This window comes from Bartonella sp. W8151 (assembly GCF_016100385.1).
Taxonomy (GTDB): Bacteria; Pseudomonadota; Alphaproteobacteria; order Rhizobiales; family Rhizobiaceae; genus Bartonella; species Bartonella apis.
This window is the reverse complement of sequence record NZ_JACFSO010000001.1, coordinates 406,037-430,322: the sequence shown is the minus strand read 5'-3', so window position 1 is coordinate 430,322 and position 24,286 is coordinate 406,037. Positions and strand designations below refer to the sequence as shown.

Here is a 24,286-nt window from a genome sequence, read left to right as displayed (position 1 = left end):
AACTGTGAAAATTCTGGTTACCGGCAAAAATGGTCAAGTTGCGCAATCTATGCTGCACTCAACACAAGATGGCGTTGAAATTGTTGCGCTTGGTCGACCCGAACTTGATATCACCGATAAAACTTCAATCGCAAAGGCTGTTCAGGTTTATAAGCCTGATATTGTTGTCAACGCCGCTGCCTATACTGCTGTCGATAAGGCCGAAACCGAGATTCAGGAAGCATTTGCTGTCAACAGAGACGGTGCCAAAAATGTTGCTGAAGTCGCGCACGACAATAGTTTGCCGATTATTCATATTTCGACAGACTATGTCTTTAACGGACAAAATGAAAATGGCTATAAGGAAGATGATGCTCCAGGGCCACTGAACGTTTATGGCCTTTCCAAGCTGGAAGGCGAGTGGAGCGTAATGGAAGCCAATCCAAACCACATCATTTTGCGCACCGCCTGGGTTTATAGCCGTTTTGGAAATAATTTTGTTAAAACGATGATCCGGTTGGCGCAAACGCATGATGAAATAAACGTTGTGAGTGACCAGTGGGGAACTCCAACAAGTGCCGATTTTATTGCTGACAATATCATTGCTATCAGCAAGCAAGTAACAGGTAAAATTCCACCACAAAATTGGCGTGGTATTTTTCATCTTGTGCCTGACGGAAAAACCAATTGGGCTGATTTTGCACGACAAATTTTTTGCGATTATAAATATCCCGCTTGTCAGGTTCCAAATATAAAGAATATAAATTCCAATCAATATCCTGCAAAAGCACGACGTCCGACCTATTCTTTATTAGATAATTCTTTGGTAAAAAAATGTTTCTTGGTCAATCTGGAAACTTGGAAAGAAGAATTGTCAAAAGCACTGAATGCAGGAAGGTTCTAAACGCGACTATGTCAATTTTAAAAAATAACCAGTTACGTCGAATACCAGACTTTAAAGCACGTGCTCGTGCACCTCTTCGACTTGGGCTAGCCGGAGGTGGTACAGATGTATCTCCATTCTGTGATCTTTATGGGGGGACGGTTATGAATGCTACCATTAACCGTTTTATCTATGCCAGTGCCTGTTATTGTGTCGATAATAATATCGAGTTCCAGAGTCACGACCTAATAAAAAAAGAAACCTTTAGAAATATTGATGATATCCGTCTTGATGAGGGAATATTACCATTACATCGGGCTGTTTATAAAAGGATCATGAAAGATTATTTCGATGGAGCCTATTTACCGATCCGTTTAGCAACTTATTCCGAAGCACCGGCCGGTTCTGGATTGGGATCCTCATCTACTTTAGTCGTTTCCCTTGTCGCGGCTCTCGCAGATCTTTTGTCATTACCTTTAGGTGAATATGACATAGCTGCTTTGGCCTACAGTATTGAACGGGAAGACCTGCGTTTTGGTGGCGGACGACAAGACCAATATGCTGCTGCATTTGGTGGTTTCAATTTTATGGAGTTTTTTTCTGATAATGTTGTCGTTGTAAATCCTTTGAGAATTAAACAAAAGTTTATTAACGAATTACAACTTCAAACAATACTTTGCTTTACCGGTGTAAGTCGAGAAAGTGCGAAAATTATTGAAGAGCAAACCGATAACGTAAAGAAAGGCGACAGTAAATCTATAGAGGCTATGCTGAAACTCAAAGCTACTGCAGTCGAAATGAAAAACGCAATTCTGCACGGTGACATTGCAGCGGTCAGTGCTGCACTTTGTTCGGGCTGGACAAGTAAAAAAGCAATGTCAAACAGCATAACCAATACACTTATTGACAATGCAGTAAGCGATGCACTTAACGCCGGTGCTACTGCCGGAAAGGTCTCAGGTGCTGGCGGCGGTGGTTTTATCATGTTATTAGTGCCGCTTGAATATCGCAGAAATGTTCTATCAGTGTTATGCGAGAAACATTTCAGGACTGAAACAATACAGTTTACCTCTGAAGGAGTTGTGACATGGCATGTGTGAAAAATATTCAAAACGCTATTAAAGAATCTCAATCGGTTCTGCAGGCGATGCAAGAAGACGTTGACTTACATGATGCTACTGTCAAGGCAATCGATGTTTGTGTTCAAACACTCAAAAAAGGAAATAAAATTCTGTTTTGTGGCAACGGTGGTAGCGCGGCCGATGCCCAGCATTGGGCCGGTGAACTGGTATCACGCTTTTATTATGACCGTCCGGGCCTGGCGGCTATAGCTCTTACAACCGATACGTCAATTCTAACTGCGATTGGCAATGATTACGGTTATGAACGCTCTTTTTCCAGACAAATCGATGCCCTGGGGCGCGAAGGAGATGTTCTCGTCGCAATTTCTACCTCAGGTAACTCTCTTAACATTATAAAAGCCTTAGAGAAGGCGCATGAAAAAAAATTAAAAACAATCGGTTTTACCGGCCATAGCGGAGGGAAAATGTTGCAGTTATGCGACGTTTGTCTACGTATCCCCAGTAATTCGACTCCTCGAATTCAAGAAGGCCACGAAGTACTTGGTCATACAGTCTGTGCTTATATTGAAGCGGAGATATTCCCGAAAGCAGATCGTGAATGATCGAAGAAGCTGTCATACTAGCGGGCGGATTAGGAACACGATTGAGACCTGTCGTCAGCGATGTACCCAAGCCAATGGCGCCAGTGAGTGGTAGGCCGTTTTTGCATTGGTTGCTTGATAACCTTGGCAAACAGGGGATAAAGCGCATTGTTCTTGCAGTTGGGTATATGGCAGATAAAATTATTGATGACCTTGGCGAAAATTATCGTGGAATAGATTTACTTTATAGCGTTGAACAAAAACCACTCGGCACCGGCGGAGCAATATGGAAGGCTTTAGAGCTGTGCTCTAGCAACAAAACATTTGTACTTAACGGAGATACATGGCTCAACGCTCCCTTGGCGGAGGTTTCGTCCAGTTTTCCGAATGCAGACATTATCATGTCTGCAAAAGAAGTAAAATCTCAAGACCGATTTGGTGGAGTCAAGTTGGAGGGCGACAGAATAGTTGGTCTTAATCCACAAATCCAAAGACAGGGACCTGTTTTGATCAATGCCGGACTTTATGTCTTCCGCAAAGATCTTTTAAAACGTTTAGCTATGCCCGAAAGTTTTAGCCTGGAAAACGAGATTTTCTTACATCCTCGTTCACTTGATATACGCGCACATATTTGTAACGGAACATTTCTTGATATCGGCACACCCGAAGATTATCAGCGTGCACAAACAATGATACCTAATTGGGTAAAAAATTCATGAACAAAGCGTTGTTTCTTGATCGTGACGGTGTCATTAATGAGGATCATGGCTACACCCATCGCATAGAAGATTTTGTTTTTCGTAAGGGAATCATTGAGCTCTGTAAAGCTGCAGAAGATGCAGGCTATCTTATTATAGTTATCACTAATCAAGCAGGTATCGGGCGCGGTTATTACACGGAAGAGGACTTCCATTTATTGACGAAATGGATGATCAAACAATTCTATGAAAATGGCGTCATTATAACCGGTGTTGAATATTGCCCCTATCACCCTATACATGGAATTGGTAAATATAAACGTGAAAGTTTTCGTCGTAAACCACAACCGGGAATGATTTTAGATGCTTGCAAAAAATATGATATTCAGGCACAAGCATCCATAATGATCGGCGACAGCCCGAACGATATCATAGCAGCAAAACGCGCAGGAGTGAACAATTGTTGTTTACTTCTAAAGGATAAGCTTGATTGTGAAGATTATCCAAAAGGAACAAATGTGTTTGACTATAATAAATTGTTTCTTGTAAAAGATTACTTGGCTAAACTGTTCAATAGCAACTAAGAATATATGATTTGATCATAGAATGATTTCTCGGATAGAAACAGCATGAAGAATAAAAATACCCTTACCGATGATCTCTCTCGAAATGCATCACATAACGTTGATGAAAAAAATTCCGTATTGGATCAGAAAGACCTTTCTACCTATGTCTTATCCGAGCTTATGATATTCACAGACAAAACGATCAAGGATATTTCGTGGGCCTATGACCATCCGTCGACGCTTTTGTTGAAGCATATTTATAGTCGGTTTCTAAAATTTTTCTCGTCGCTACGTTTTGTTATTCCCGAAAAACAACGTATGCGATTCAGGCATTCAGCAGACAAACGTAGCGGAAAATATTATCTAGCAAAATGGAAACGCAAAAAACAAAAATTATTCGGATCTGCTTATACAGATATTCGTTTTCCATATACGCAAAAAAATGTTAACGGCGCTAACTGTAGCGTAAATGCTAAAGATAACAGTTCACTCATATCAGCTATATTCCCCGACCCGCAAACCCCAAATCCGAGAAAAATACTCGTTAGCGATTACCGCATCCCCCGTCCTGACGTTTCCGCCGGAGAAAAAGCTACTGTCGGTATTTTAAACGATCTAGTGCAGTTAGGATATGATGTTACATTTGTTCCTTCAAATATGGCTGATGCTAAACCTTACAGAGACTTGGTTCGTAACTTGGGTGTCAAGGTAATAACCAATGACGACGGATACAATTCTTTATCAGAATATATCGAAAAGGAATGTCGAGACGTAGGAATATTTTATTTTATTCGCGTCGACGTTGCAGAAAAAGGATTAATCAGCGCTTCAAGAATTGCTCCTTTTGCAAAAATAATTTTTCATGCACCTGATCTATATTTTTTACGGGAAACGCGGGAGGCTAAACTGGCCGGAGACCCGAAAAAGATAGCAAAAGCCAATGAAACGAGAAAACGAGAATTGGCAATGATGCAGTTAAGCCATCATATCGTAGTCGTAAGCCCTGCCGAAGTACCTGTGTTGAGACAATATCTGCCGAACAGTTCTATAGGAGTTTTGCCCGCACTTTATATTCCAGTGATAAAACATGTAGAGCCCTATGACAAAAGGAAAGACATTTTTTTCCTTGGTGGCTTCGCTCATACCCCGAATGTCGATTCTGTTTTATGGTTTGCCGAAGAAGTATGGCCTCTGATCTATAAAAAACTCCCTGATGTTCAGTTCCATATTTTAGGCGCTGAAGCACCTGATAAAGTTAGGGCCCTCGGTAAGAAACCAGGAATTCAATACGTTGGTTTTGTTGAAAATTTAAATCCCGTATTGAAAAAATATCGCCTTGGCGTCGCGCCGTTACGCTATGGAGCGGGAATAAAAGGCAAGGTGGCTATGACAATGGGGGCCGGAATTCCCTGCATTTGTACAACGATTGCGGCTGAAGGAATGGATTTGGAGGACAATGAGGATACTTTCATTGCTGATAACCCGTATGATTTTTCTGAAGCGGTTGTCAAATTATATCAGAATCCCGAATTATGGCAGAGATTCTCCAACAACGGGCAAAAACTGGTTCAAAGAAAATTCAGTGAACTCGCAAACCGGGCCGATCTATTGAATAATCTTGAACAAGCCAAAGCTTTACCCGTGGATCTTTATTCTGATTACATCAAAAGTTGCGCGCCCGCTGCTTTTCCTGCATACGGAAAAGATACCGGTATTGATGTTTCAATAATTATACCTGTGTATAATAAATGGGAACTGACCGAGGATTGCCTGAAATCTATTCTTCAGTCATGTTACACCTCATCAATCAAATATGAAGTCATACTAGCTGATGACCATTCCTCGGACAAAACAACTCAGGCGGAAGATATATTTCCCAATATTCACGTCGCAAGAACAACTGGTAATCTAGGCTTTTTGTTAAACTGCAATAATGCCGCAAAAACTGCACGTGGACGCTACCTTCTTTTCTTGAACAATGATACGATTGTTTTCCCAAATTGGCTGCAAAGTTTATTCAACGCAATGGAAGAAGACCATACAATTGGTCTCGCTGGCTCGAAATTACTATATCCTGACGGCACCATCCAGGAAGCTGGTGGTAGGATATTTTCTGATGGAAGTGCAGCGAATATGGCACACGGCGAACCTCGATATTGCCCCGAAGCACTCATAAAAAAAGATGTCAGTTATATATCGGGGGCATCAATCCTGGTACGCAAGGAATTGTGGGATTTCCTCGGAGGGTTTGATGAACAATATCAACCTGCTTATTGCGAAGATTCTGACATGGCCTTAGCCATATGGAATTTAGGATTTTGTGTAAAATACATTCCAGATTCGGAAGTTATTCACTTTGAACATGCCTCTTATAGTGAGGAAAAATCGATTAGTCCGCAGGGACGCCAAAAAGTAAATAATGAAAAACTCTTTAAAAAATGGAAAGATACGCTAAAAAATGTCGATTATTTCGCAGCGGATCCTGAACGTATCAAGCAGTTTAAAGAAAAATATAAGGATTTTTTAAAAAAATCTGAAAAAACCCGTTCTATAAAAATTAATTAACGATCTCTTCTAATTGTTAATCAAATATCGAGGTGTCGATTATAATATTTTCTAATAAATATTTTTTTGAAAGGATATTTTAAATATTACTACTTTTAAATCATCCTCTCACGACCAATGGTTAGCTCTGATATTTCTTGGTTAAATTAAGAGACATTCAAAATTTCTTTACTTGTCCGTTTTTGCACAACTAACTAATGTAAAGAAATCATAAAATATAATTTTTACGTCAACTGCACGGAATTCTATATTAAGTAAAGCTCAAGAAGAGAACAATGCAGGCCACAAAAGCTGATTATAAAAAATTCGACACTTTTCAAGATTCGGAAAAAGTAAACGGAATATCAACTTCCCTATCAGATTATTTAAAACAGTTTTGCGATAAACATAACCTGAAATCCATAATCAATCTCGAATTTTGTAGTAGTACAACTTCGGATTTATTTGTAAATCACGACATAAGTTTCGTTTCGTGTGGAATGAAACCTCACTCAAAAACCCCGGGTGCTATCGACCTCACAAAACTTAATGAAACACAAATTGATTCATTCAGACAACATTTAAGCTGTGAAAATTTTCTTGTAACATGTTTTAACGTCCTTGAATTTATTGATATCGAGGATTTAAGTGTTGCATTGTATAATCTCTACAATATTTCTAACAATTATCTTATCGTATCCATTAACAATAATTATATTTTAAGAAATGATGTTCTAATTTCTACAATTTTACCTATTTCTACATGGAAACTATTATTTGAAACGGCTGGCTTTGATTCCGTAAAAAATAATTTTGCCGATGACTTGCAACAATCCAACGATCCAGAAGATTTAAATAACAATGAAAACAACAACGTTCTGAGTCATTGGCGTAAAGACAATATTTTCCATGATCTTGGCAATCGACTGCCCCATTTTTTTCTCCTGAAAAAACGCGAAAATCATGTTGTTGACTGGGTTGCAGTCCAAAGAAAATTTAAAGAGATACTTGATATTGGTTATAAAGAAAAAAAACGATTCCTATTCAATAACAAAAATGATCGCGTTATTGGATTTAATATACATTTCTTTCAGGACTATAATAATATAAGGCCACTACTCGACGTTATTGATAAAAAAAATGTAGTGATTTTGATTAGAAAACATTTCAATCCCGATATTTTAGTCAACCTTTACACCGCCATTTTCTCACGTTGGGGCGTACGGTATATTATTTACGAACGTGTCGACGAGATAGACTGGACGTCGCTACAAATTGATATACTCGTTTCCGCAGCTGAATCGAATGTATATTTTGGTCATGCCTTATCGGCTCAATTAGTGACTGCCGCCAAATTGAACGGCATTGAAACACTCCTTCTTCAGCACGGCATTTGGACGTTAATAAATAAATATCCAATTAGATTTGAATCGGACAAAGTTCTATATTGGTCGGATGAACAAAAAAATTTCATGGATCAACCTCTTCCCTGTTTTTCTGTTTTAAAACAAAAAATTGGAAGCCTACGTAAAGGACAGGTAGAAACAATCGGTGCTCCACGTTTTTTTGATGCAAAGCTACCTTGTTCTAAAAATATATTATCAAATCGACTTGGTATACCTAAAAAACAGTATGACAAAATTGTTATGTTAGCGACCAATCTCCATTGGGATATGCACGCTATATCAAGAGACGAAATATGTGAGAAATTTCGTAGTATCATTGAGCAGAATAAAAATATATTTTTCATTGTAAAACCGCATCCAAGTGAAAGTTCTGCCGATTATTCCGGTTTGACCTTTAGTAATTGTCTGGTCATAGATGATATTGATTTGGCTATAATCGACCTGACAATCAGCCGTATCATAGCAGGTGTCGATGCGATTATCTCTTCATTGTCTACAATATTGTTAGACGGCGCTGTGGCCGGGAAAAAAGTTATTCAATATGACACACACAATAAGCTTCATTACAGCCATCTCGAGCCTGTTTCTCTTGATGCTTTACGTGACAATTTAAGTCAAACAATTGATAAAACACCGTTGAGTATTGAATTCTGTCAACATTATGCAGGTCATTCAACTGATAGCGTATATCAAGATTTATCAAATCTTATTAACGAAGCAGGTAATTATCAGCCGAATGAAGAAGACGTGTCCATTGCATCATACGAATATATTATTGAATCTTTGTGGATAGACCACGTACATGGTAAATGAAATAGTGAGTGCATTACAGTCAGGTAGCATTAAGTTTGAAGAAGATCTGTATGCCTATTCACGGAACAAAAATAGAAAGATTCCATTTGTCTTCAATAACATAAGGCCCACCGCCAATTGACTCGTGCGATGACATCATCACAAAGCGGTTGACCGGAAAATACCCCGTTTCAAAATGGCCATGTGAAGAAAGATAGGGCAATAAATCGTCAAGCTTCACCTGTTTCAGGCGAGCAACTGTCACATGAGGAATATATTTTCCTTTATCCGATTTGAGGCCAAGTCTCTTGGCAATACGATCAATGTCGCTTTGTAAAAGCAGCAGCTCCTCACATGGTTCTACGCTTGCATAAATCGAATGCGGCGTTTTCGAACCGAAGACATCAATTCCTTTCAGACAAAGGTTAAATGGCTTTCTTTCAATATGATCAAGTGCGTGAACGAGTTCATCAGCAATTTCATTGCTCATGTCACCGAAAAAACGCAGAGTGATATGATAATCCTCCACTTCGATGAAACGCGCACCAGGTAAACCGCCTCGCAACAGTGACAAGGACAATGCGGCATCATGCGGCACTTCCAATGCGGCAAAAAGTCGGGGCATCATTATTCCTTACGCGTTGTGAGTAACGATGGAATGAACGCCGGAAGGTGATTTCCGGCAAAAGCAATATTCATCGTTTTAATAATCTTTTTCATAGAAAACACCAACACTTGAATCACCTTGTGCGCCAAGTGCGCCTTTGGCTTTCAAGTTTTTGGAAATATCCAGATTGACTGTTCCCTTTGTATTGCCACCGGAGCCAGCTTCGACACCGAGATAGATATTATCGCGAATATAGCGACCCGCTTTAACACCGGTATTTCCCTGTTTATCTGTCACAACATCAAGATCATCAAGACCGGTGGTCGAGCGTAAGGAACCGAGAAGCGACGTATTGGTAACACCGGCAAGTTCCGCAGCAGCAGACGCAAGTTGGGCAATCTGGAAGGGTGAAAGTTCACTGATCGAACGATTGAAAATCAAACGGGCGAGAACTTCGTCCTGAGGCAATACCGGAACCGAAGTGAATGAAACACTCAATGCATTGATCGTACCGCTAACAGTTACCGTAACCGTAATATCGCTTCCTTGCGTGGTCGCAACAAAATTGACTTCAGGATTGAGATTACCGACAAGTGTTACCGTTCCTTCGGTGAAGGTAAGGCGTTGAGAAAGAATTTCAAACCGGCCACGCAACATCTGGAAACCGCCGACAGGATGAATTTCATTCACCGGCCCGAACAAACCGATTTCGCCACCCAATTCGACATCAAGCCCCATGCCGCGAACAAAAATCTGGTTCGGTGCACGAATATGCAGTTTTAGCTGAACAACGGAAGGTTTTGCCGGAGCCGTTGCAACTCTGTTTTTGCCGGTATCGATTTTTGCGCGTTCAAGCGTTGTTTCGATATCTTTTGTAAGATTCTTATGTTTGACATCAATAAGAGCAACCCCTCCGAAACGATCCGGAACGGTAATTTCGGCTTTCTCGATTGTTAAATCACCGCCAATCACCGGATTATTCAACAGCCCACCTGTGACTGTTAAAGTGCCATCAACGGTCGCAACAACCATCTCTCCATCGCTATAACGTGTATGATTGAGGCGAACAGTCATATCGGCGGGCATGCCGGCAGCAAAATCTGTCGAGATAGAACCACTGGCAGAAATTATTCCTCCAGCAGATGATGAAGCGTTGACACGGTTGAGCACAATGCGCTCGCCACTCAAACCGGCATCAACCACAATATTGTTCAGCCGCAAATTGCTTTGCGGGTCAATGAATGTGCCATTTGAAAGAGCTAAATGACCATTAAGCTCCGGCTTTACGAAGGAACCTCTAACGGTTGCATCAATATTTGCCGAGCCGGAAACTTGCGCTCCACGTTCGGCAAGGAACTGGTTGGCAATCCCCATAGGTGCCGAACCTTTGACATGAAGATCAATACCGTCGCCTTTGACCGGAATGCGGCCATTTGCCGACATATTAAGTCCTTGCGGCCCGTTGGCGTTGAATTGCTCAAGACTAAGAACATTATTTTCATAATGCGCCTCAGCATTCAAACTGATTGGCGTAAGGCCATTTTTTGCCAACAAATCGGCTCTCAAGCTCTGGCCTGAAAGATTGAGTGTTGCCGTCGGTGCTTTCAATTGTCCGCCAATATGAGCGTGACCGGAAACCGTTCCTCCAAGATTCTGATTGGATACAAAACCATTTGCGAGAGCAACGGGCAAATTTTTCAAATCGATGTCAAGATCAAGATTTCCTGCATCCAGCGGTACTTTGCCACTGGCTTCAACATCAAGACCGGAGCCGGAAATTCTGGTATCAACATTGACCGATTTGCCATTGGTTCTGCCCTTTGCATCAAGTGCAAAAGGTGCGATCTTCTTGTCTTTAATAAGGCCGATCGACAGACCTTCGCCTTTAACATCAAAGGCGACATCAGGTTTATCCGGCGTTCCTTTTATATCGGCTTGACCGGTTAAATTACCGGTTGCACGAAGATCCGGTTTTATCAGATTGGCAAGTGAAACGGGCAAATGATCCATTTGCAATTCTAAATCGAGTTTTGACCCGCCATCGCCTTTTAGAGAAAATTTCCCGCCATTCACATCCAATATCAAAGGTGAAATGTGATAGCTGTTATCAAACAAAATCACAGAAGCCGGATTTAATAGTTTCGCATGAACCGTATCCTGCGTGACGTTCAAAGAATCAAATTCGGCCGTCAGCCGCCGGTTATCCCCTTGTCCGTTTTGCCCGTCATCCCCGTTTGCTGCAGGATAGATCAAGAGACCAGAAAGATCGGCCTTGATATTATTCTGGACATCGGCAGAAACCTGGAAAGCGGTTTTCCCATCCATATCTTTTGCTGTCGCTTTTATGGTATTGGCGACAAAATTGGCAACACGAATATCCGAAGCATTGACAAAGCCATTGACACGGAAAGCACCTTTCGGGTCATCGAGCGTCAAATTCATATCAAGGCTTTCAACATGATTTTCGCCAAAAACCAGTTTGTCGACGTGGGCTTTCAGACGACCGCTTTGTTTTCCTTCACTTTCGCTTAAATTAAAGTCACCCGTCATAGCGCCATGTCCGTCGGTGAGCAAAAGCGCACTCAATGTTGAAATATCGCGTGCATCAATATGGATATTTCCGTCAATCAGCCCTTTCAGATTTTGCTTCAGATTGCCGTTCACATGCGTTTCGCCAACGAGAATGTCCAGATTGTTCAGACTTTTAAACCGGTCATTATCGGAAAAACTTCCGCTTAGTTTCAGTTTTTCACCGCCAAAAAGGCCGGTACCGTTTACCGAACCGCTCAAATAGGTGGCGACAGGAGAGGTGTTATCAAGAACGGCATTGGCAAAAATTGCCGTATCCTGCATTTTCTCGCCCGACAAAGTTGCTTCTTTTATCTTCGCGCCAAGACTTAAGGCAACAAGACGGTTATGGCCGCGAGCGGCGCCCCGCAACTGAACGGCTCCATGCATACGGGAGTTGACGAGATTAAGGTCGGAAAGCGCAAGCTGATAGTCCATATCGGCTTCATCACTCGAGAAACTGCCATTGGCTTCAAGCTTGATATGATCGTTACCGATCAACAGGTCACGCGTTGTGATCCCGTTTTCGTCGCGTTTTATTCCGCCTGATAATTTTACATCGCCCGCCAGCAAACGATCCAAAGTCTCATTGCCGGTTTTCAAAGCGACAGTTTTTCCGGAAAGATCAAGATCGAAAGAACCACCGACAAGGCCGATGACGCCATTTGCCTCAATATCGGCTGCACCTGAAAGCGGTTTTCCGCTCAACATTGCCAAAGGTTCCAATGTATCGGCTTGAATGCCGAGATTTCCCTTGAATTCAAGCTTTTCGACTTGCCCCTTCAGCCACAAAGCAAGGCCGTTAGCGGAAAGATTGACAGTGCGTATAGTAACCGGTTGACGGGCAAGAATATCGGCATCGACTTTCAAATTGACCGATTTTCCCAAGGCCTCCGAAATCTTGCTCTTCGGCGTTGCCATACCGTTGATTGCGCCGGTAATCTGCAACCCGACATGACGATTATTGACGTCATCAAGGTTTTCCTCGTCCCCGCCCATATCGACGGTTATATCGTGGGCAATGAAATTTTCGTTTGCGAAGTTGTTGACGATAAATTGGCCACTCCACATCGAGCTATTATTGCGTCCATAATCGATATTAAGCGCGATATCGTCAGCACGCGTATTACCGCCTGCAACCGGCAAAATAAGCGAACCGCCTGTTTGCGCTTTGACCGATGCTTTTACCGCCAAACGGCGTAAAAAACCGTCTGACAATGTTTCTGCATTTGCAGCTATATGAACGCCTTCACCATTGATCGAAAATTTGTCAAGACGAAAGCCGCCGCCATGTTTGAGTAACGCATCAAGCTCAAGCTCCGTTCTTGCCCCGAAAAACGCCCGATATTCGTCCGGCATTAAAAGAACAATCGGCCCTGACAGATTAACATTTATCGATTTTCCGCTTTCTGTGCCCTGAAGCTTGAATTTACCATTCAGTACCGGATCGGCACCAGCTTTCATCGCAAGACCGAGCTCGAAATTATCAAGTGGTCCTTCGCCTTTTGCAATCAAAGCGAGCGAAGGACGATTTTTTATTTTTAACAGATTGGCAACAATGCCGTTTTCCGGCTCCGAGACTTCGATATCAATTTTTGCCTTATTGGTACTGTTCGAAATATCGGCCAATACATCAAAATCACCGGCTTTATCCAACCGTTTCATGACAAGTCGCGCTGCAAGATCGCCATCGGCAAGAGTTATGCCGCCATTCAACGACACTTCGGAAGGAAGGCCGAAAAGCGCCTCTCCAAACGCAACTTTCTTTGCATCAAGTGATTTGATGCTTATTGCAACTGGCAAGTCCGGTATAGAAAAGCCTTTCGACTGTGGGCTTGGCGCGGAAGAATCAGGCAAAGGTTTCCTGAAAATATCAATCTTCTCGGCTGACAATTCATTAATGGACACTTGTCCGCGTAATAGTGCCAAACGATTCCAGTCAAGCTTGGCATTGGTGATTTTGAGCCAGATGCCTTGTCGATCGGCAACCGTAATCGAGTCGATCGTGGCGTTCGACGATAAAGCTCCTTCAATACCGGTAAAACGGATTTGCCGGTTAGGTGAGGAAATCTTGCTTTCGATGAATGACAAAACCCATGATTTTTCAGCCGCAGCCGTATCATGACCGGAGGGCAAAGAAGTCTCGGCGAAACCCGCCGTCAAGCCTGCAAAGATCAGGAACAACGCAGTCATCAAAGCTGAAAGTGAAAAATTTTTCATCATCAGAACGCCTGCCCTATGCCGATATAAAAACCTAAATCAGGGTCGCCCACTGCACCATCAAGAGGTGCTGCCACATCAAACCGCAATGGTCCAAGCCCTGTCATGTAACGAAGACCGATACCGGCACCCACTTTGGTGTTTTCCGAAAAATCGGGTGTGGAATCAGCGCCGACAACACCGGCATCGACAAAACCGACGAGACCGATTGTATCGGTAACCATTGTGCGCAATTCTGCCGAACCCTCGACGAGCGAACGACCACCAATTGTATCACCGGTATCGGTTCTGATACCGATATTGCGATAGCCATAGCCACGCACCGAACCACCGCCACCAGCAAAGAATAGCATATCGGAGGGGATTTCGCGCGCTTCCGGACCGGTAATCGAACCGATCTTTGCCCGCGTTGCAATGACATAGCGATCTTTTGCATCAAGCGAAAAATAGGAACGACCTTCCAATGTCATCTTGCCGATAAAGTTTCCATAATGAATTTCGTAAATTGGCTCCAGAACAGCTTCACCATAAAGTCCGTGTTTCGGATCGGATTTATTGTCGCGGCTATCATATAATAATCCACCCAAAAACCCGACCGGCGTAAAATCGCGGTTGCCAAAATAATCATCTTCCGACTTTGTCTGGGCAGCATTGAAATAAATCCGCCCTGAGAGCTCATCGGTAAACATATGTGTTAAACCCAGCTGTCCGGTAATGCCTGTCGTGGTATAATTATCCAGAACCTCACGTTGCCCTTTGAGACTTGCAACAAAATCGGTGTCGGGCGTAATGACACCCGGGCGAGTGAAAGTGGTTCCCAAAAGATAGCCAAAGTTTTTCGGGTTATACGAGTCATCCTGACTGCCGCCAATACCGGTAATCTTTGCGTCAAATCGCAAGCGTTCCGCATGACCGAAAAGGTCGCGGTGCATCAAGTAAGCTTCAAGCCCCGCGCCATCAAGTGTCGAATAGCTACCGCCAACACCAAAACGATGGAGCGGCCGTTCCTGAACTGTGAGATTAAGCGGTAAACTGCCGTCCGCCTTGATCTTGTCGGCTTCCCTCACATTGGCAGCACGAAATACATCAAGTCGTGCCAACCTTTTATTGGCTTTGGCAATATCGTCGGGGTCATATTCCTGCCCTTCTTTCAATCCAGTCATCCATGCGACATAGGCTGAATCCATGCGCGGCTTGTCGCTGACATTTTTAACTGTTAACGGACCATAACTGGCTTTCTTACCCGGTTGAACCTCGATATTGGAATCGATTGTATTTGTTTGGTGATCGGCTACAACTTCACGGTTTTTTACGCTTGCCTTGGCATAGCCTTGTTGACGCCACCCCTCGATGGCAAGCTGTTCTGCCTTGAAGACAGAACCTGATTTGGCAACATCGCCGGCGGCATATCCAGAATCGGCCGGAAGAGGAACCTTATCCTTCTTGTCATCGGTTTTTGGCGCCAGGTCATGAACACTGGCAACGCCGAAATGGTATTGCGGACCGGTATCGATTGTAATGACAATATCGGATTGATCGGGCAATTCCGCATCGGGTCGAATATTGGCTGCCTCCGCACCATTGACTTGAATACTGATTGTACCGCCGTAATAGCCTTCGGCATAAAGAGCGGCCAAAATTTTCCTGTAATCACCACGCGCTTTGGCGAGAAGACCCGCAGAGCCGGAGGCGGGCTTATCATCGTCTTCAACAAGCGAAGAAGCTGCTTTGACAATTTTTACGCCTGCTTGCGGAGCACCCTCGGCGGCGACAACTTTGACCTTATAATGTTTGGGGACACCGATAACATCGGCATTTTTATCAGTCTGGTCTTTTTTACCCCATAAATGGATACCAAAGAGATCAAAAGCACTTGCTTCCTGTGGATAAGAAAAAGTGAACGCAAAACAGGCTATGATAGCGACAAGAGCGCTTCCTGCTTTCAACGTCGATTTTTTACCCGATATCACCAAAACACTTAACTCTTGACCGTCAGACTCGTGAATTTACCCGTTTAATCAATTCGAATATAGCGCCCTTGAAAGCCGAACCCACAGTTTATCTCATCAGATTAAACAAAAGGCACTGTTCTAAAAACTTCGCTCCCCCATGCGTTAGCATAGGCTACTTCTTATTCATACACCGACAACCATGATTTTGCTTCATTTTCGTCAAGGAAGTGTTAAGCGATAATTTTTGTCATATCATAACAACATACATATTTTTAGCGGATGTTCTTGAAATGTTCTTGATTTCCACCCGAAAAAATGATTGTTTCATTTTGACACAACGCAGGTGAGAACAAGACAAATGGTTGCACGTATTACGACTGTTGCCTTTTCCGGCATCGAGGCTTTACCCGTCGATGTACAGGTTATGATTGCCAATGGTAAAATGGGGATGTCCATTGTCGGCCTTGCCGACAAGGCAGTCGCCGAAAGCCGCGAACGTGTGCAGGCAGCACTTCATGCCTGTGGATTATCCATGCCGGTCAAACGGATTACCGTCAATCTTGCTCCCGCTGATTTACCCAAGGAAGGTTCCCATTATGATTTGCCGATTGCTGTCGGGCTCATGGTCGCAATGGGGCTTCTTCCGACAGAAGTCGAACAGGAATATGTTGTTCTCGGCGAATTGGCACTTGATGGTTCAATCGCACCTGTAAGTGGCGTCTTGCCCGCAGCTATGACTGCTGTTGCTTCCGGCAAAGGACTGATTTGTCCGGAAAAATGCGGACCGGAAGCTGCTTGGGCAGGTTCAGACATAAAGATTTTGGCTCCTTCAAGTTTGCTTGCACTGGTCAATCATTTCAAAGGTTCCCAATTTTTATCGTCTCCGCAACCCCGCCAATATATTATTCAGGATAATCTGCCCGACCTTGCCGACATCAAGGGACAAAGTGCAGCCAAACGTGCGCTAGAGGTTGCCGCAGCCGGACGCCATAATCTTCTATTTGTAGGTCCGCCCGGAGCCGGAAAATCCATGCTGGCCGAACGTTTGCCATCCATATTGCCACCTCTTGATGCACGCGAACTTCTCGACGTTTCGCTCATTGCTTCGATTGCCGGTGAAACAACGAATGGTTCTGTTTCCATTCATCGACCTTTCCGCGCGCCCCACCATTCAGCATCTATGGCTGCCATGGTCGGTGGCGGTATCAAGGCACATCCGGGAGAAGTTTCGCTTGCTCATAATGGCATTTTGTTTCTTGATGAATTTCCGGAATTTTCGCCGCAAGTTCTCGATTCCTTGCGTCAACCGCTTGAAAGCGGGGAATGTGTTGTTGCGCGCGCCAACCGGCATGTCAGCTATCCGGCACGCATCCAGCTTGTTGCTGCCATGAACCCTTGTCGTTGTGGTATGGCGGGCGAACCGGGGCATGTTTGCGCCAAAGGCCCGAAATGTCAGCTTGATTATCAGGCACGTATTTCCGGCCCATTGCTTGACCGCATAGATTTACGAATTGATGTGCCAGCCTTATCGGCACTTGATCTTATCAAACCGGCAGAAGCCGAACCGAGCCGCGTTGTCGCCGAACGTGTCAGAAAAGCACGGGATATACAAAGCAAAAGATATGCAGAACTGGGAATGCCCCAAATCCGCACCAATGGCGATTGTCCTGCAAATCTGATCGAAAAGGTTGCTCTTCTTGATGATGCGGCAACAACGTTGTTGCAAATAATAAGTGAAAAAATGCGCCTTTCAGCACGCGCTTACCATCGTGTCCTGAAAGTTGCACGCACAATTGCCGATCTTGATGGTGCGCCACAGTTGACGAAACATCATCTTGCCGAAGCAATTTCCTATCGTTTAGGCAATGAGCGGCTAAAAGCTGTTACTTGAATGCTGTTGCTCGAAGCATGAAAATGACGTTCTATGCGCATTTTTTGCGCTGTTCGAAATTTCCACAACCAGGCTCGCATAATTCATAGTTACATAATCCAGAATTACACTGTGAAAATGAAATATGGAGCTTTTTGTCGAAACGAAATGAACTTCCGAATGGTCTTCAAGCTTTTTTCAAAAACCGGTTGATCGAACATGATGCGGTTTTAACGGCATCGAAGCCTTTGCCTGCGGGTGAATGATATGAAAATCAGGGTTCCGGATTTTGTTGCCGCTGTTTATTTTTAAGCAGCAACCGGCGATCAATGCATTCAAATACTTTTTAAAAACGCGAATATTTTGCAAATTTCCGATTTGACTAAAATGACAAGAGCAAATGGATTCATGGACGTTCAGATCACCTGAACACAGGTGCGCTCCCGGGCTTTCCGGCGCATTTTTTGCTTGATCAGTCGTTTATTGTCTTATTCATTTTTGACGGGTTTTTATTTTCCCTAAAAGATTGAAACAAAAGTTTTAAAAGTGCTGAACAGTCGCCGGTCAAATGATGAAGCCTTCATGGGCTCCTACATTTTTCAGCTTGTCATCAAACGGCTTGAGACATGCAAAATAAAAAGCTGAAAAGCTTAGAAGTCTCCATGCATAAAAAATATTTCAATGGAAATCGCGAGATTTCGGCAGAGCACGGAATTGACGAGGATGGTGGGCCACAGGTTCACTTTCAATTGCCGCAAAATGTTCGGGAATTTCGCTCAAATTGATAATGTCCATACTTCTATCTTCTATATGGGAGGCAACAAGATGGGTAACACCGGAAGAATCCCGTTGTATTTTACCTGTTATCAATAGGAGCTTTCCTCCCATGACCTCGCGGCGAAAGCGTAACATTATTTTTGGCCAGACAACAATATTGGCAATGCCGCTTTCATCTTCCATTGTCAAAAAGACCACGCCCTTGGCACTGCCGGGCTTTTGCCGGACTGTAACAATACCGGCAATTGTTGCCGTAGAGCCTCCTGCAATTTCCATTGCTTCATGACAGGTAAGCACACCCTTTTTCATAAGATCGTTTCGCAAAAAACTCAACGGATGGGCTTTTAGCGACAAGCGCGTTGTTTCATAATCGGTAATAACATGTTCGCTCAATTTCATTGGCGTAAAAATAAGCGGGTCTTCCTCACCAAGATCGGATTGTTGTGCTGCCGCGAACAATGGCAAGTTTCCATGATCGGGCAAACGGCGCACCGCCCACAAAGCCGAACGCCGCTCTTTATTGATACTTAAGAAACAATCGGCATCGGCAAGAAGCTCGAAGGCGCGTTTTGGTAACACCACCCGACGATGCAATTCTTCAATCGAAAAAAACGGCCCTTCAGCCTGTTGAAGTTCGATTCTTTTTCCCCATTCAATGGAAAAACCGTTGATTTGACGAAACCCCAATCGCAAGGAAAAACCGTTGCCGTTTTTTTCCAGACGATGGTCATAATGACTATAATTGACATCGACTGGCAAAACCTCCACACCATGATTGCGGGCATCCCGAATAATCTGGGCGGGAGCATAAAACCCCATAGGTTGGGAATTAAGAAGAGCAGTCGCGAAAATTTCCGGATGATGACATTTGAGCCAAGCCGAAACATAAACAAGATGGGCAAAGCTTGCAGCATGGCTTTCAGGAAAACCATATTCACCGAAACCTTCAATCTGCTTGAAACAATTTTCAGCAAAATCGCGCTTGTAGCCTCGTCTCACCATTCCCTCGACCATTTTTGCCCGCATGGTATGAATGGTTCCAACCCGCCGGAACGTTGCCATGGCACGGCGTAAAAGATTGGCTTCATCGGGAGTAAATTTGGCGGCTTCTATGGCAATGCGCATTGCTTGTTCCTGAAAAAGCGGAACACCCAATGTTTTTCCCAGAACACGTTGCAATTCGTCAGGTGGACCGAATTGTGGTGAAGGTGAAGGATAAACCACTTTTTCCATATGGTTGCGACGGCGCAAATACGGGTGCACCATATCGCCTTGTATCGGGCCTGGGCGGACAATAGCCACTTCAATGACCAGATCATAGAATTGTTTCGGTTTCAATCGCGGCAACATGTTCATTTGTGCCCGGCTTTCAACCTGAAAAACTCCGATCGAATCGCCTTTTGACAACATTTTATAGACGCGCTCGTCTTCCCGCGGCACATCATGCAAGCCATGGTTGATATTTTTATGACGTTTCAAAAGATCAAAAGCTTTGCGGATCAAGGTCAACATGCCCAAAGACAAAATATCGACTTTCATCAATTTGACAGTGTCGATATCATCTTTATCCCACTCGATAAAGCTGCGGTCTTTCATGGCAGCAGGGCCGATCGGCACGGTTTCATCAAGCCTTTGCTCAGTCAAAACAAAACCGCCGACATGCTGTGACAAATGCCTTGGAAAGCCAACCAATTCATGAGCAAGACGTAATGTCAAACCAATCATCCGGTTTGTCGGGTCGAGTCCTCTTTGAGCAATCTCCTCATCGCTCACTTTCTTGCCGGATGTGCCCCAGACAGTCGAGGCAATTGCACCTATAATATCTTCGCTCAAGCCCAAAGCTTTGCCGACATCGCGAATGGCACTGCGACTGCGATAACAGATAACCGTTGCAACAATTGCAGCTCTATGACGACCATAACGACGATAGATATATTGCATCACTTCTTCGCGCCGCTCATGCTCGAAATCGACATCGATATCGGGTGGCTCGTTACGCTCTTCGGAAATAAAACGCTCGAACAACAGATCAATCTGTTGCGGATTGACATTGGTGATGCCCAAACAGAAACATACCGCCGAATTGGCAGCCGAACCGCGCCCCTGACAAAGAATGCCTTGTGATTTTGCAAAACTGACAATGTCATAAACAGTCAGAAAATAGGGAGCATAGCGAAGCTTCTTGATAAGCTTCAATTCTTTTTCCAGAAGCGGTTTTACACTCTCATAAGCTGTTTTTGGAAACCTTTCAGCCATGCCTTTCCAGGTCAATTCTTCCAGATAGGATTGGGGCGTTTTACCGGCAGGCACCGGTTCGTCCGGATAGGAATAGGAAAGGTCATCAAGTGAAAAGGAAATGGGGACTACAAAATCCTGTTGCGCTTTGATGACACCGGAAAAATTTCGATAAAGCCGTTCTATTTCTTTCACCGGCTTCAGATATTTCTCGCTATTGGCTTCAAGCGCAAATCCGGCTTCGTCAATTGTTTTATGAAGGCGGATTGCTGTTAAAATATCTTGTAAAATGCGCCTTTCTTCACTGTGATAGAGAATATCGGCAGCAGCAATGAGACCGACGTTAAAGTTTTTGGCCATTCTTGCCAGATATTCGCCATAACGGGCATCTTTGCCGGTAAAATTCATCGGCAAACCAAGAAAGACTTGCCCCTTTGCCACTTGTTGCAAGTTTTTCAACGTGTCTTCCAGTTTTTCGCCATCTGTGACAATGATCTGGAAACCGCGCGCACGAAACAAAAAATCTTCAAACTTTAATTGGCAGGCTCCTTTTTCGCCGGATCTTGCTTTTCCTTCGCTTAACATCCGGCACAACATGCCATAAGCTTTTCTGTCACGTGGATAAACAACAAGATCCGGCGTTTTATCCGAAAACACCAGCCGGCACCCGACAAGATAGCGGAAAGAATGGTCTAGTTTCAAAACTTCCCGTGCCATGGCAAAACCGCGAACCACACCGGCCAATGTGTTTTCATCGGCAATACCGATGCCGGCATAGTGAAGGCGCGCCGCCTCGCCAACCAACTCTTCGGGATGGGAAGCTCCTTTTAAAAACGAAAAATTGCTTCTTACAGACAATGCAAACATGCTGACGCCTTATTTTGTCTGGTCGTTTCTTGGCCAAAAGATTTTTTTGCCCGACGAAAAGACATCTTCTTCACAAAACCGAACTTTCTGGTAGAGAACAAAAACCAACGCATAATGCGTAAACTTGCCTTAAAAATTTCTGGAAGCTGAAAGATTTCAGGCGAATAAACCATGTAAAAACCATTTTGTTTGCGGATATTCTCCATAACGGAATAGCCAGAAACGTTCGCCATTTTCATCTTCCACGCGATAATAATCACGATCGGGGCTCGAATGTTTCCACCATTCGGCGCTGATGCGTTCAGGCCCTTCGGCAAGGCGAATTTTATGGATAACCCGTCGCCAGCGAAAAGAAGCTGGCGGATCATCCGGCAAAGCGGCAATGACATCAATAGGCTGTGGCGGGCAAAAAAGCCTGATAGGGCGTTCTGGAGGATTGGGGCGAAGAGGAGAAAATCCTTGTGCCTTCAGTTGCGCATCCAAAACTTTCAAAGCTTCGGTATGCGGTTTATGACGCTGTGCTATCCCCCAAAACGCTGCATATTCGGGAATATGACTTTCTCTTGTACCAGCCACCAGAACATGATCTGCCCCCAAACGGGTTGAAAGCCGATCAACCAGTTGCCCGATTTCTGCCGGTTCCAGATCGTCATTGACAAGTCCGGTCTGAACGGTGCGAAGGGGAGCGGAACGACTTACCGAAAGAGCCAATGTGTCATAACCGTATCCCGCATCAAGCGGCGTTTTCAAGCTTTTCAACCGTTCCTCAAGAAGCGACAGAAATTGTTTAGGGTCGCTCAAAGGGCGACCGGTCTCGATGCCTATCCGGTCAATATGCCCATCAACCCGATAAAGAATGATGTTTACCATCAGACATCCAAGACCGAGTTTCGTCAGACGCTTGAAAAATTCTTTTGCCAGAACAAAAAACTGTTTTTCAACCATTGTTACATCAATCAATGGCTCTTCCAATCGTAATGACAAATAAAGGGACGGGGGTGGATTTATGAATGAAAGCGGTTCCTGTCTTTTTCCATAAAGCGCATCAAGGCGGGCAGGCAAAACCTCGCCAAAGCGCGCAGCCAGTGCTTTTGGTGAAACCGCCTGAATATCTTTCAGACAATGAAAGCCGGCACGGCGAAGTGCCAGTTGGACATCCGGCTTTGCTTCAAGTGCCGGTAATTTCAGCCGATCCAGTGTTAAAACAAAATCTTCTTTTGTGACAAAACGGTTGACGCCAAAACGGGCAAAAGCCCGTGCGGCTGCGGGTGTTATTGTCAGTGCCGAGAGTGTCTCAAGCCCAAGCCCCTTATAATAAGCGGTCACTTTTTCGAGCATTTTTTGTGGCCCCCCGAAAAGATGATCGCAGCCTGTTACATCAAGTATCAGACCAAAGGGAAGGCTATAGGCAACAAGCGGGGTAAACCGTCCGGCATTACGGGCGAGATATTGAAGATAGTCCTTGTCGGCTTCTTCTGCTTCATTAATCGTTTCTATTCGTTCACAAAGGCTGCGTGCATGAACCAGAGAAAGCCCCGGATAAAGGCCGGCATGTGTAGCCGCCTCATTAATATGAACGAGCCTAAGTCCGTGTACAGAACGGCCGACCACAGCAAAAGGTTTTGTGAAATCCGGCGTTTTTTCAGGCGGCAAAACCGTCTTCAGACGGTCTATCGGCAGGCGAAGAAAAGCGAGTGCCAGATAGAGCCGGTCGTGTATGCCGTATTTCTTGGGGTTTTGTAAAAATCTGGTCATGGATGTTCCATTGCATCAGCCAATGTCCGGTATATCCGGTTCTATTTCGCAAAAGTGTGACATCATAATTTGTTAATCCCGGTGCTTTTGCACCCGAACTTTCAGAAGGTGCTGCTTTGATTTGCCAACGTGTGGCAGCGTTGCTGTTTTTCAAAGCTTCTTTGCCAAGCACCAGAACAACCGGCGAATGTGCTTTTTCTGCTGCCAGATGCAAACGTCGGGTGGCTGTAAAATCAAGTGCCCGACAGGCCCCCGAAAGGCTCAACAACAAACCGCCGACACGAGACGTTGCCAATGCATCATCAGCCGCTTTCAAAACATCTTCAGCCTTTGGACAACGCACCAGAATAAATCGCGCCGGATCAAGCCCGAAAGCAGAAATACCGACAGGATAAGGAATGCCATATTCTATTTCTGTGCTTTCTTCTTCCAGCCAGATAAAAGGGCAGTTTGCCTTTTCATTGCGTTTGAGAAGGCCGAGAGAAAAACCGGTTGCACTATTCATGGCAGCAGGCCCGGAAATAACTTCATGCAAAGCATAAGAAGGAAATGGACCAGCCTCGAAATCGGCAATTTCATGCCCGAGATAAAAATAGCCTTCAGGAAGAGCGTGTTTTCCCTTGCCCTTTCTATTGTCATCCATAGAAAAAGCGACAGGTTTTCCTTCCATGCGGGCAACAAGGCGACGTAACTGGGTTATATCCGGCATAAAAGACTCGCAACAATGTTCTTGTTTTGTTCTATTATGGAATCGAACATAAATCAGAGTCAAGTGGGAGATTTTGCAAAAGAAACTGCCCGCTTCAATTTTGGAATATCCTTTGAAAAGTCTATTTCGAGATGCCTCATGCAAAGGATTCCTGAAACCGGAAACTTGTAAAATTATACGCACTTCCTACTTCTA

General features: G+C 44.1%; 14 protein-coding genes. 8 read left to right on the top strand and 6 right to left on the bottom strand.

Translation table 11 applies throughout. The features are described 5' to 3' along the window. Positions 1-4: 4 nt before the first annotated feature. The 7 genes from rfbD (at position 5) to H3V14_RS01940 (ending at position 8,552) form a co-directional block, all read left to right on the top strand. Complete coding sequence (gene rfbD, locus H3V14_RS01970; RefSeq protein ID WP_198226210.1) at positions 5-883, top strand: dTDP-4-dehydrorhamnose reductase; 879 nt, start codon at positions 5-7, stop codon at positions 881-883. A gap of 8 nt (positions 884-891) precedes the next feature. Then, positions 892-1,962 (top strand): GHMP kinase, encoded by a 1,071-nt coding sequence (locus H3V14_RS01965; protein WP_198237165.1) that lies wholly within the window; start codon positions 892-894, stop codon positions 1,960-1,962. Further along, positions 1,950-2,546 carry an SIS domain-containing protein gene (locus H3V14_RS01960; protein ID WP_198226208.1) on the top strand — a complete coding sequence of 199 codons (597 nt, stop codon included), beginning with the start codon at positions 1,950-1,952 and terminating at the stop codon, positions 2,544-2,546. Before H3V14_RS01965 ends, H3V14_RS01960 begins: the two co-directional genes overlap by 13 nt. Further along, complete coding sequence (locus tag H3V14_RS01955) at positions 2,543-3,244, top strand: nucleotidyltransferase family protein (protein WP_198226207.1); 702 nt, start codon at positions 2,543-2,545, stop codon at positions 3,242-3,244. Before H3V14_RS01960 ends, H3V14_RS01955 begins: the two co-directional genes overlap by 4 nt. Further along, a complete protein-coding gene (locus H3V14_RS01950; protein WP_198226206.1) occupies positions 3,241-3,807 on the top strand; it encodes a D-glycero-beta-D-manno-heptose 1,7-bisphosphate 7-phosphatase in 567 nt (188 codons plus the stop codon). Before H3V14_RS01955 ends, H3V14_RS01950 begins: the two co-directional genes overlap by 4 nt. Before the next feature lie 45 nt (positions 3,808-3,852). Next, positions 3,853-6,354 carry a glycosyltransferase gene (locus H3V14_RS01945; RefSeq protein ID WP_198226205.1) on the top strand — a complete coding sequence of 834 codons (2,502 nt, stop codon included), beginning with the start codon at positions 3,853-3,855 and terminating at the stop codon, positions 6,352-6,354. 275 nt (positions 6,355-6,629) lie between these two features. Then, positions 6,630-8,552: a hypothetical protein gene (locus H3V14_RS01940; RefSeq protein WP_198226204.1), complete on the top strand. Its 1,923-nt coding sequence runs from the start codon at positions 6,630-6,632 to the stop codon at positions 8,550-8,552. A 58-nt stretch (positions 8,553-8,610) separates the two neighbouring features. Here the strand turns inward: H3V14_RS01940 and thpR are convergent, their stop codons facing one another. The 3 genes from thpR to H3V14_RS01925 form a co-directional block, all read right to left on the bottom strand. Beyond that, positions 8,611-9,159 carry an RNA 2',3'-cyclic phosphodiesterase gene (thpR, locus tag H3V14_RS01935; protein ID WP_246784927.1) on the bottom strand — a complete coding sequence of 183 codons (549 nt, stop codon included), beginning with the start codon at positions 9,157-9,159 and terminating at the stop codon, positions 8,611-8,613. A gap of 75 nt (positions 9,160-9,234) precedes the next feature. Beyond that, positions 9,235-13,929 carry a translocation/assembly module TamB domain-containing protein gene (locus tag H3V14_RS01930; RefSeq protein ID WP_198226203.1) on the bottom strand — a complete coding sequence of 1,565 codons (4,695 nt, stop codon included), beginning with the start codon at positions 13,927-13,929 and terminating at the stop codon, positions 9,235-9,237. Next, the gene (locus tag H3V14_RS01925; RefSeq protein ID WP_369522661.1) at positions 13,929-15,896 is read right to left on the bottom strand and encodes an autotransporter assembly complex family protein; all 1,968 of its coding nucleotides are present in this window, start codon (positions 15,894-15,896) and stop codon (positions 13,929-13,931) included. Before H3V14_RS01925 ends, H3V14_RS01930 begins: the two co-directional genes overlap by 1 nt. A gap of 340 nt (positions 15,897-16,236) precedes the next feature. Here H3V14_RS01925 and H3V14_RS01920 point away from each other — a divergent pair, with 340 nt between their 5' ends. Then, the gene (locus H3V14_RS01920; RefSeq protein WP_198226202.1) at positions 16,237-17,769 is read left to right on the top strand and encodes a YifB family Mg chelatase-like AAA ATPase; all 1,533 of its coding nucleotides are present in this window, start codon (positions 16,237-16,239) and stop codon (positions 17,767-17,769) included. Between the two features lie 657 nt (positions 17,770-18,426). Here H3V14_RS01920 and H3V14_RS01915 read toward each other — a convergent pair. From H3V14_RS01915 to H3V14_RS01905, 3 genes are all read right to left on the bottom strand, one after another. Next, entirely contained in the window at positions 18,427-21,627 is a 3,201-nt protein-coding gene (locus tag H3V14_RS01915) for an error-prone DNA polymerase (protein WP_198226201.1), read from the bottom strand. Between the two features lie 156 nt (positions 21,628-21,783). Continuing rightward, complete coding sequence (locus tag H3V14_RS01910; protein ID WP_198214269.1) at positions 21,784-23,382, bottom strand: DNA polymerase Y family protein; 1,599 nt, start codon at positions 23,380-23,382, stop codon at positions 21,784-21,786. Next, positions 23,270-24,091: an ImuA family protein gene (locus tag H3V14_RS01905; protein ID WP_075869596.1), complete on the bottom strand. Its 822-nt coding sequence runs from the start codon at positions 24,089-24,091 to the stop codon at positions 23,270-23,272. The genes H3V14_RS01910 and H3V14_RS01905 overlap by 113 nt, the downstream gene beginning before the upstream one ends. Positions 24,092-24,286: the final 195 nt, after the last annotated feature.

Excerpts from the sequence above, each read along its gene's own strand:
- H3V14_RS01910 (WP_198214269.1), bottom strand. The coding sequence starts at position 23,382 with ATGACCAGATTTTTACAAAACCCCAAGAAATACGGCATACACGACCGG.
- H3V14_RS01965 (WP_198237165.1), top strand. The coding sequence starts at position 892 with ATGTCAATTTTAAAAAATAACCAGTTACGTCGAATACCAGACTTTAAA.
- H3V14_RS01945 (WP_198226205.1), top strand. The coding sequence starts at position 3,853 with ATGAAGAATAAAAATACCCTTACCGATGATCTCTCTCGAAATGCATCA.
- H3V14_RS01940 (WP_198226204.1), top strand. The coding sequence starts at position 6,630 with ATGCAGGCCACAAAAGCTGATTATAAAAAATTCGACACTTTTCAAGAT.
- H3V14_RS01920 (WP_198226202.1), top strand. The coding sequence starts at position 16,237 with ATGGTTGCACGTATTACGACTGTTGCCTTTTCCGGCATCGAGGCTTTA.
- H3V14_RS01950 (WP_198226206.1), top strand. The coding sequence starts at position 3,241 with ATGAACAAAGCGTTGTTTCTTGATCGTGACGGTGTCATTAATGAGGAT.
- H3V14_RS01930 (WP_198226203.1), bottom strand. The coding sequence starts at position 13,929 with ATGATGAAAAATTTTTCACTTTCAGCTTTGATGACTGCGTTGTTCCTG.
- H3V14_RS01955 (WP_198226207.1), top strand. The coding sequence starts at position 2,543 with ATGATCGAAGAAGCTGTCATACTAGCGGGCGGATTAGGAACACGATTG.
- H3V14_RS01960 (WP_198226208.1), top strand. The coding sequence starts at position 1,950 with ATGGCATGTGTGAAAAATATTCAAAACGCTATTAAAGAATCTCAATCG.
- H3V14_RS01905 (WP_075869596.1), bottom strand. The coding sequence starts at position 24,091 with ATGCCGGATATAACCCAGTTACGTCGCCTTGTTGCCCGCATGGAAGGA.
- H3V14_RS01915 (WP_198226201.1), bottom strand. The coding sequence starts at position 21,627 with ATGTTTGCATTGTCTGTAAGAAGCAATTTTTCGTTTTTAAAAGGAGCT.
- thpR (WP_246784927.1), bottom strand. The coding sequence starts at position 9,159 with ATGATGCCCCGACTTTTTGCCGCATTGGAAGTGCCGCATGATGCCGCA.